Genomic DNA, 10,300 nt, shown 5'->3' with positions numbered 1-10,300 from the left:
GTAAAAAATTTTACACTACCATATATTTATAGGAGGACATTCGTATGAAAAAACTAATTCTAAACCTTGTAAGGTAATATAATTTAATACCAATCTTAAAAATGTTTTTGCTTGTTGGTTATACAAGATTATTTAGGATGTAATTTATTATTACTGTCTTTATTTACTACAGTTCTAATTATTATGGGTATAAATTTGTATTATGAATAGGTCTATTAAGGTTACATTTTTGAGATAACAATGTTAAGGAATAGTTTTTGTGTTTATACCTTTTATAAATCTATATTATTAAAAGAAATATAGTAATTTAATTATATTCTTTTAATTTGCATATTTTTATAGTTGTTTGTTATTAAATGCCATACTTAACGTATGGTTTTTTTATGCAATAAATAAGCTTTTATCTATATATTGCATAGAATGATAACAATAATTTTACTAAGGTTGTAAATGAAATCTAATTTCATTACAGCCTTTTTATTTTTTTGTAAGGGGTGAGTTTATGCCAATAAATTTTTAAATAGGAGAATAACAAAGAATAATAAAAGGGAGTTTTTTAATATGATTAAAAAAATGAGAATTGAAACAAATAGATTAATAATTAGGCCATATATTGCCAATGATTTATTAGAATCTTTTCAATTAATGCAGAATAAAGAGTTATTTAAATATCTGGATATGGATGGTATGTCTTTTGAAGAATATGAAGGGTTATTTAAATGGCTGATTGATTCTTATAAAACTGGCTTTAAGGATGACTTTAAATATTCTTTTGCAATCTTTTTGAAAGATACAGGTAAATTTATTGGTTGGTGTGGAGTTGGAATTCTTGATTGCTTCTATCCAGAAAAGGAGATATATTATTTAATTGGGCAAGATTACTGGGGAAATGGGTATGCGACTGAAGCTATGACTGCATTAATCGATTATTGCTTTAATACAATTAGACTTCAAAGAATTATTGCCTTAGCAAAGCCAGAAAATATAGCTTCAAATAAAGTTATACAAAAGCTTGGATTTAAATTTCAACATTTAGTTAGTGGATTACCTGAAGAGTTCGATTTCTATAATGGAGAACCATATTATTTACTTACAAAAGAAGAATATTTAGGAATGGCGAAATAATAAGAAAGGAATGAACAGCTTTACTCATAGACTAAACTGTTATATATTAAAATAGTTATTAATTACTTATGAAAAGAGAATTAAAATTATTTTACATATGAAAAGAAGAGGATAAACATGAGATTAGATAAATTTTTAGCAGTGTCATTCATTGAAACACGTAAAAAGATTAGGGATTATATTAAAGAAGGTAAGGTTAAAGTAAATGGGGAAGTGATAACAGAACCTGCAATGGAAATTAAGGAGAGTACTGATATTATTGAGTATCTTGATAAAGTAGTTGATTATAGAGAAAAGGTGTATTATATGTTTCATAAACCTGCAGGGTGTATTACTGCAAGAAAGGATGCTGATAATAAAACAGTCTTTGATTTTTTTCATGAGGATAATATAAATGGAATATTTCATGTTGGAAGATTAGATAAAGATACAGAAGGATTATTGCTTTTTACCAACGATGGTGATTTTGATCATCAATTAATGTGCCCAGAAAGGCATGTTGAAAAGAAATATTTCTTTTGGGCATTGGGTTCATTAGATGAGGAAGATAGGAAGAGATTAGAGAATGGAATTTCCATTGGAGAAGGTGAAGCAGTAACAAAGCCTGCTAAAATTGAAGTGGCGAAATGTGGAAACTATGAAGAGTTAGAACAGGAAACTGATATTGGAAAGTTCTATAATATAGAATCAAAACATTATAATCAGCCTGTTGTATGTGGATATCTTACAATTTCTGAGGGGCGTAAGCATCAAGTTAAGCGTATGTTAAAGGCAGTTGGTTGTTATGTGGTATATTTAAAGCGGATTTCTATTGGGGAGTTAACCTTAGATGAAACCCTTGAAAAAGGCCACTATCGAAGGCTAACAGAAGAGGAAGTTCAAAAGTTAGTATAAAAATTATAATTTTTGGAGATGGATATAAATTTATTATACTCTATGGAATAACAGAATAATGCAATTGGTTCAGGAAGGTAATAAGAGGCAAGCTTTTGCGAGTTATAAGAAATCTTTTGAGTTGAATCCTAACAATAAAGAAGCTAAGAAGATAATAGGTGAATTTAGTTAAATAGATAAAAAGGGAGAGTAGATAAGTTTGTGTAAACACAAATTTATCTACTCTCATTTTGTTTGATGATAGGGTATGTATGCCCCAAAATTTAGGATATATTCTCTGATTTTGAAAATATTAAGTCCTGTAAAAAGTTGGTATTAGAGTTAAGCTTATAGATGTACACTAGTATTATTGTATGATTTACTGTTGTATTACATTTATTAAAGAAAGATATTTTTTTCAATAAATTTTGCAACCCCATCTTCATCATTACTATCAGTAATATAATCTGCTATATTTAGTACTTCCTCTATAGCATTTGATACAGCAATACCATAACCGCATTGTTCAAGCATTTCTATATCATTTAAGTCATCACCGAAAGCAATAATATTTGACAATTCGATATTTAAGCACTTTGCTAATGATTTAATTGCTTGAACTTTACCAGCATTTTTATTGACAAAGCCATATAGATTTTCACCTCTATAACAAATTAACTTACAATCTAAAAATTTATTAGCTATATTTAAAGCAATTTTTTTGTCGGGTAATTCAGCTACTATTTTATATGCGCAGCTATTTATTGGTTTTGAATAATCGTTATAGATAGCTTTATACAATATTGAAGATTCAGCGATATTATCATTATTCCATAAAACTCCCATATCTGTTGCTACTGTTATTTTAAGTGTTGTACTGATAGTTCTTATTTCACTAATTATATGATTTGTTGTATCTAAGTTAAATCCGCAACCATATATTATCTCATCATTATAGTATACCATTGTTCCGTCAGTGGTAATTTCAAAATCGGGTTTTATAATATTAAGGTACTTTTCTGCACCTATTCGATATCTTGCTGTGGCAATTGCTGTTCTTATTCCATGGTCAGAACATTTTCTAAATATATTTTGAGAATATTTGGAGATGTTTTTATCAGTATGAAGTAAAGTGAAATCCAAGTCTGTAATTATTAATTTTACGTTTTTCATAATACCACTCATTTATAAAGCCACTCCTTATTTTAAATTAGTATTCTTAAATTTTATATAGTCACTCTAATAATTTATATTAACTGATGTTACTTTATTTTCGTTTCATATTTTTTATTAGGCATTTAGTATCCTTATCTATTTGTAATGATTCAGTAATTTTTTGTAAGGCTTTGTTATAGGTCATATGATCCAAAGTGTTATTTTTAAGAAATTTTATTGTTTTCTCTGGAAACTTTATATAACAGATAGATATAGCCCAAGCTACTGACATTTTAACGTAATAGCCTGTATGTTTAATGCCATCCAATAGCTTTAATACTTCATCAATATGATTATCATCTATATAATAGAAAAGAAGCATGACTACTCCAAAACGTATATGATACTCATGGGGAGCTGAAAGATAGGACATCAAATATTTCCACATTTCCTCTGGATATCGTTTAGGAAGTTTTAATCCACTACAAAAGCTATCGCATACTGACCAATTATCAATTTTATTAACAAAGGTTGTAATGTATGGTAAAATATCAGAAAGCTCAGATTTTACATAACCAATGGTCATCCCTTGAAGCATAATTTCCTCGAAAGTGTCATCAGATGCATTTTGTAAATAGCACTGCCAATCACCTTTTGCAAGCTTCTTAGCAATTTTTCGAAGTTCAGGTAAACGAACACCTAGGATATTGTGAATACCAGGTAATAAGCCACTAGAAAATTTTTGATATTTCGGCTCTGCTAATATAGACAAGTTTTCTTTAATTAAATTATTTATTTCCATTTTTATTCTCCTTAGTTTTCTAATTATATTTTATCATAGAGATTTCCTATTTTAACTAGATTTGAATAATAATATTTAATTTCCGGAATATATTAAAATTAATACTGATTCCCTAATAAAACAAATTGTAGTTATAGTAAATAAAATATAGATAAGCATATAATAATTTTGAACACTAGACTTTAAATCATAAATATGTTATTGTAGATAAAATATTATAATGGAAACTTCTTCTTATATTTGTTTGAAGAAGTAAATCTACTAACAAAAGTGTAGAGGTGAAATGTCATTTAAGGAGGGCTTTATATGGGAAAGATTGCAGCATTTTTTGATATAGATGGAACTATCTATAGAGAAGGTTTAATAACAGAAGTTTTTAAAAAAATAATAAAATATGAGTTAGTTGAAGAAGATAAATGGTATAATGAAGTTAGGCCAGCTTTTTCCAAGTGGGATATTAGACAAGGAGATTATGATACCTATTTACTTAAAATGATTGACGTTTATATTGAGGCAACTAAGGGTTTGAGTAAAGAACATATAGAACATATAGCTAGAAATGTGATTAATCAGAAAGGTGATAGGGTATATACATTTTCCAGGGATAAAATTAAATGGCATAAGGACCAAGGCCATGTTGTAATTGCTATTTCTGGATCTCCTATAGAGCTTGTAAGAGAGATGGCAGGAAAATATGAAATGGACGATTTTAGGGGTACCATTTATAAAGCCGATGACCGTGGGAAATATACAGGTGAAATTATTCCAATGTGGGATTCTATAAGTAAAGAAAATGCTTTAATGGAGTTAAAAGAAAAATATGATATAGATTTAAGTAAAAGTTATGCTTACGGAGATACTTCTGGGGATTTAACTATGTTTAAATCTGTAGGAAATCCATATGCTATCAACCCAACTAAAGAACTAATTTCAAAGATAATAGAAAATGAAGAAGTAAAGAATAAAATCAATGTTATAGTGGAACGAAAAGATGTTATTTATAATTTAGATATTAATAATTTAGAGTTAATCTAAGTAAAATAAAGTTTTACATTTTAGGGGATAGCTTTAGTGGCGTTACAATAGAAGTCTTGTAACGCCACTTTTAAACATAACACTTTCTTACAAAAGGGGGATTTCTATGATTAGATTTGAGATAATTACAAGAGATAGATTGGGGATTACAGTAGAGATATTAGAGAAAATTTACAATAGGAAAATTAATTTGATTTCCATGGAAGTGTTTTTTCAAAAGGTATGTGTAAAGGTTGAGGACATGGAAGAGGAGTTAAAGAAGGAACTAATGAAAGAAATTTGTAATATTAAAGATATTATTTCCGTTAAAGAGATGGAGTTATTATATTATGAACAGAAAGAAAAAAAGTTAAAAGCTATAATAGATTCAATAGAGGATAGGGAATTCAAGAACATAATTGGTACAAGCAAGGCAATAGAGCGGGTTAAAAATATGACTTTGACTATTGCAAAGAGCAATTCAACGGTGTTATTAAGAGGTGAAAGTGGTACAGGTAAGGAAGTTTTTGCAAAGGCAATACATGATATAAGCCCTAGATGTAATAAGAATTTTATTGCTATTAACTGTGCAGCATTACCAGAAACCTTATTAGAGAGTGAGTTGTTTGGATATGAACCAGGAAGCTTTACAGGTGCAATGATAGGGGGAAAAGATGGAATTATTAAAGAAGCTAGTGGAGGAACTTTATTTTTAGATGAAATAGGAGAAATGCCTATGTTTATCCAAGCAAAGCTATTAAGGGTGATACAAGAAGGGAAAATTAGAAAAATTGGTAGTAATAAAGAAGAAGCTATAGATGTAAGAATCATAGCTGCAACTAATAATAATCTTGAAGACATGATTAAGGATAAAACTTTTAGAGAAGATTTATATTATAGATTAAATGTAGTTCCTATGTATATTCCAACATTAAAGGAACGATTGGAGGATATTCCACTTTTTGTACAGTTCTTTATAGATAAATTAAATTATAAATTAAATAAAAATATAAAGGGCGCCGATGTTGAGTTCATTAGCGAGTTAATGAAATATCATTGGCCTGGAAATGTCAGAGAGTTACAAAACGTTATAGAAAGAGCGATGAATTTATGCAAAGGGGATATATTAACTGTAGAGGACATTTTTATTAATTTTAAGAATGATATTTATAGCTATGGACCTAAAGATATTATAGATAAAAAATCTGATGAATATTTGCAGCTACCATTAAAAGATATAATGGAGAAATGTGAAAAAGAAATTATTAAAAAAACTATAGATAATTATAAGAGTTATAGAAAAGCTGCAAGTGTACTTAAAGTTTCTCATACTACAATAATGAATAAAATTAATAAATACAATATAAAAATTTAAGTATTTTTATCTTTACATCTGTAAAAAATAATTTACAGATGTAAAGATATTTTTACGAAAAAATTCTAGCAAGTAAAGAAATATTTACACTAACTTATTATAAATATTATAAGTTGCATATTATAAAAATAAATGAGCTTCTTCATTTCCTTGTTATTAGAGCTTTGTGTAAAAGTATATTCACCTAGATTTAAGTATCACTTAAATTACCCTTAATTTGGCACTGGAATTGCTATATATTATTGTAAAAATAATTTATATTGGAGGTCAAATTAATGGGGAATAATTTAAAAACAATGGGCTTTGCTACTAGAGCAATTCATGGTGGACATGTTAAGGATCAATTTGGTGCTTTAGCTACTCCTATTCACCAAACAGCAACCTTTACTTTCGAATCTGCTGAGCAAGGTGGTAGAAGGTTTGCTCTTGAAGAAGGTGGATATATATATTCAAGACTTGGAAATCCAACAAATACTCAATTAGAAGAGAAGTTAGCAATGCTAGAAGGTGCAGAGGCAGCAATTTCAACTGCATCTGGTATTGGAGCTGTTGCATCAGCATTTTGGACAGTGTTAAAAGCTGGAGACCATGTGGTAGCAGCAAAAACTCTTTATGGATGTACCTATGCTTATTTAAATCATGGAATAAGCAGATATGGTGTTGAGGTAACTTTTGTAGATACTACTAATCTTGAAGAAGTAAGACAGGCTATGAGAGAAAATACTAAGGTGGTTTATTTGGAAACACCAGCAAATCCAAATCTTGAAGTTGCAGACATAGAAGCTATAAGTAAGATAGCTCACAAAAATGAGGATTGTATAGTAATGGTTGACAATACTTTCTGTACTCCATATATTCAAAGACCATTAGAATTTGGAGCTGATGTAGTAATTCATTCAGGAACAAAGTTCTTAAATGGTCATGGAGATGTAATTTCTGGTTTTGTAGTTGGAAGTGGAGAATTTATAAAAAATGTTAGATTATTTGGTGTAAAGGATATGACAGGAGCTAGCTTAAGTCCTTTTGATGCATTTTTAATCATTAGAGGTATGAAAACTCTAGAAATAAGAATGGAAAAACATTGTGAAAATGCTATGAAAGTAGCTAAATTTTTAGAAGGACATAGTGCAGTGGAGCAAGTATATTATCCAGGTTTAGAAAGCTTTCCACAATATAAATTAGCTAAAAAACAAATGTCTTTACCAGGAGCTGTAATAGCTTTTGAGGTAAAAGGTGGAATTGAAGAAGGTAAGAAAGTTATAAACAGTACAGAGCTTTGTACAATAGCGGTAAGTCTTGGTGATGCTGAAACTTTAATTCAACATCCAGCATCAATGACACATTCTCCATATACTAAGGAAGAAAGAGAAATGGCTGGTATTAGTGATGGATTAATAAGAATAGCTGTTGGTCTTGAAAATGTGGAAGATATAATAAATGATTTAGATAAGGCATTAAAGTCAATTTCATAGTATAAATAGTAGAATATTATTATAGTATGGCTTGCAACTGTAAGATTTGTAGTTGCAAGTCGTTTTTCATTCTAGGAACTCCTTCTGAAGAAAAAACTCTGTTTATTTAGTATAAAAGGGAAAGTAAATAGATGCTGTTTGCAAGGTATCAATACTAATATAATTTGCATAATATATATAAACAACCCTAATGTTTATAAACAAAGGAAGTGAGTATATGTTTGCTTTACAAGAGGATGGTAATGAGTTATGTATATTTTTCATATTATGTTTTCTTATAATATATATGAATAATTGTAAAAAATGTTGTAGAAAGACACCCTATGAATTAGGATTAGAATTAATCAATTTAGGTGCAGAAGAGGAAGGAAGACTTGCACAATTTCTAAAATGTGAAAGTGAGAAGATTGAATGTTTTATAGATAAGGCTAAGAAAAATCATTGTTGTTGTGATAAAATTACTGGCAAAGATTTGATTGAAGTTAACAAATGCATTAAGGGTACCCTTTGTTATATTGCAATAATTGAAAAATCTATTTTTGAAAAAATCAAAGTAGGAAAAGAGTTGATGTCAATGAAAAATTGCCACTGCCCGATTCCTCCTAGCTCAAATAACTCATGTGATGATGAAACCTATGATTTAATACTTAGTGTTATTTTAGTAATTTTTTTAATTAATAGAAACAAAATGCTATGTATATGCTAAAAGAATTTTACAATGGAGTAACACTTATAATATATTCTTAATATAATATAATATATTAAACAGTAAATTTTATATTAAAATACTAGTTACGATATATTTAGGGGGTAAAAAATGGGAGCACCAGTATTAAATTGTGAACCAATTTGTGTAATAGGAAAAAAATTAATGTTATCAGGAGCTTTAATGGAAGCTGGACTTGCATCATTTGTTCAAGCAGAAAGTGAAAAGATAGAGGCATTAGTACCACTAGTTGCAGATGAACCAGAAATTACACCAGCTGAGTTAATTCAAGTAAATAGAGATACAACAGATGCATTCGAAGCAATTAGAGACATCGAGGAAATAATTATTCAAAAGATACAATTAGGTAATGCATTATATAATGTTGGTACTGGAGATGACGTTTGTCCATGTCCAAATGGTAATGAAGAGTAAAAAAGAATTAATATAAGGTTTTGTATAAAGACAAGGTTCTTTAAAAGAATCTTGCCTCTATATTATATTTTATTTGTTTAAAAAAGGTTCATTCTGAAAATTCAGGATGAACCTTTTTATATGAAAAATATTTCATTAATGATTGATTCTGCTTTTTCTATACTTAGAGTTGGGTTAGTTGTTAATATGGAGTATAAAATACCTTCCTTTGATAACTTCATAGGTTTTAAATCAATATTATTATAGTAGTTTACTTTATCACCAATTTTTTTATTAGATAAAAGATTTATCCAGTAGTTATTTTTAGTAAAAGCTAGTTTACTATAAATATTAATTAAGCTACCAAGTTCTTCACAGATTACTTTTATTAAAGATTCCTTATTATTACTGTTATCTTTATGATGAATAATTATTGAGGTTAAGCTTTCATTTAATTCATTTATTAAATTATACCATGGATAATTAGGGTTGGTTTTTGTGAATAAGTGGAAAGGATTTAGCTTATATTCATCCTTGTTGATTAAATAGCAGTAGGCTAGTTTACTAAATTTACTTTTTATACTTTCTAAATTTTCATGATTTATTTGAAATGCTATGGTATCTAAATTTAGCATGTTTATTATATCTTTTAAAATTTTTTCTACATTATTAAAATCACTGCAAATTTGTATTAATTCAATAATAGTGTCATAGGGTAATCCCTTAAAAGGACCTTCACCAATATAGGTCAGTATATTTGACACCACGTTATTTTTACTTTTTCCAAACTCATAAATGATCTCTATGGAGTTCATATAGCACATATCAAGAACTAAAATGTCAATTTTCACATCCATAGAATCCTTTATTAAGTCAATAGCTTTACACATTTCAGGAGTACCCATCATATAAGGTATCTCTTGAGTTAAATCTGTTGTATTTCCAACAAAAGATATTCCATGTCCACCAAGTGCCACCATATAATGTTCTGATGGATAACTGTCCATTCCCCATTTAATAAATTCATATAAATTATTGGGATCTGCCATATTTATTTTACCTAAGTCTTGAATTAGTCTAGAATTTGATTTAGATATATAATAACGTCTAACTCCAGACCATTGTTCACTTTCCTTGGTAAAGATTTCATTGGGTCTCATTATCTCTGCAATTTTTCTGTTAGCTCTTCCTATTTGCATAATAACTTTTACATCATTATTTGAACCAACTTTCTCACAATTTAATAGACTTTCATATATTTCTGGTTCAAGTTCATTATTTCCGTTAGCATAAATTAATATTGTCCAATTACTCAATTGTATACCTCCTTTCTATTGGTTTACGGAAGTTGTCAATAATATTGT

The 10,300-nt window shown here is 28.5% G+C and carries 10 protein-coding genes; 7 read left to right on the top strand and 3 right to left on the bottom strand.

What is annotated here, in order from left to right:
• Positions 1-561 precede the first annotated feature (561 nt).
• Positions 562-1,125 carry a GNAT family N-acetyltransferase gene (locus B3J31_RS11405; protein ID WP_346867106.1) on the top strand — a complete coding sequence of 188 codons (564 nt, stop codon included), beginning with the start codon at positions 562-564 and terminating at the stop codon, positions 1,123-1,125.
• A gap of 117 nt (positions 1,126-1,242) precedes the next feature.
• Positions 1,243-2,019, top strand: coding sequence for a pseudouridine synthase (locus B3J31_RS11400; protein ID WP_346867107.1), 777 nt, complete (start codon positions 1,243-1,245; stop codon positions 2,017-2,019).
• 378 nt (positions 2,020-2,397) lie between these two features.
• On the opposite strand, the gene B3J31_RS11395 is transcribed toward B3J31_RS11400, so the two are convergent.
• Both B3J31_RS11395 and B3J31_RS11390 read right to left on the bottom strand, forming a co-directional pair.
• On the bottom strand, positions 2,398-3,171 hold the full coding sequence (locus B3J31_RS11395; protein WP_346867108.1) for an HAD family hydrolase: 774 nt from the start codon (positions 3,169-3,171) through the stop codon (positions 2,398-2,400).
• 94 nt (positions 3,172-3,265) lie between these two features.
• A complete protein-coding gene (locus B3J31_RS11390; protein ID WP_346867115.1) occupies positions 3,266-3,949 on the bottom strand; it encodes a DNA alkylation repair protein in 684 nt (227 codons plus the stop codon).
• A gap of 312 nt (positions 3,950-4,261) precedes the next feature.
• On the opposite strand from B3J31_RS11390, the gene B3J31_RS11385 reads away from it, so the two are divergent.
• The 5 genes from B3J31_RS11385 to B3J31_RS11365 all read left to right on the top strand — a co-directional run bounded on the left by B3J31_RS11385 (position 4,262) and on the right by B3J31_RS11365 (position 8,957).
• Complete coding sequence (locus B3J31_RS11385; RefSeq protein ID WP_346867109.1) at positions 4,262-4,990, top strand: HAD-IB family hydrolase; 729 nt, start codon at positions 4,262-4,264, stop codon at positions 4,988-4,990.
• Between the two features lie 106 nt (positions 4,991-5,096).
• Entirely contained in the window at positions 5,097-6,344 is a 1,248-nt protein-coding gene (locus tag B3J31_RS11380) for a sigma 54-interacting transcriptional regulator (RefSeq protein ID WP_346867110.1), read from the top strand.
• 275 nt (positions 6,345-6,619) lie between these two features.
• A complete protein-coding gene (megL, locus tag B3J31_RS11375; RefSeq protein WP_346867111.1) occupies positions 6,620-7,816 on the top strand; it encodes a methionine gamma-lyase in 1,197 nt (398 codons plus the stop codon).
• A 217-nt stretch (positions 7,817-8,033) separates the two neighbouring features.
• Positions 8,034-8,522 (top strand): hypothetical protein, encoded by a 489-nt coding sequence (locus tag B3J31_RS11370; RefSeq protein WP_346867112.1) that lies wholly within the window; start codon positions 8,034-8,036, stop codon positions 8,520-8,522.
• 111 nt (positions 8,523-8,633) lie between these two features.
• Positions 8,634-8,957: a hypothetical protein gene (locus B3J31_RS11365; RefSeq protein ID WP_346867113.1), complete on the top strand. Its 324-nt coding sequence runs from the start codon at positions 8,634-8,636 to the stop codon at positions 8,955-8,957.
• Positions 8,958-9,073: 116 nt separating this feature from the next.
• Here B3J31_RS11365 and B3J31_RS11360 read toward each other — a convergent pair whose 3' ends face one another.
• The gene (locus B3J31_RS11360; protein WP_346867114.1) at positions 9,074-10,252 is read right to left on the bottom strand and encodes a clostripain-related cysteine peptidase; all 1,179 of its coding nucleotides are present in this window, start codon (positions 10,250-10,252) and stop codon (positions 9,074-9,076) included.
• Positions 10,253-10,300 lie beyond the last annotated feature (48 nt).

Source organism: Clostridium sp. UBA5988 (genome assembly GCF_002435615.1).
GTDB classification, from domain to species: domain Bacteria; phylum Bacillota; class Clostridia; order Clostridiales; family Clostridiaceae; genus Clostridium_J; species Clostridium_J sulfidigenes.
This window is presented reverse-complemented; position numbering and strand designations above follow the sequence as displayed.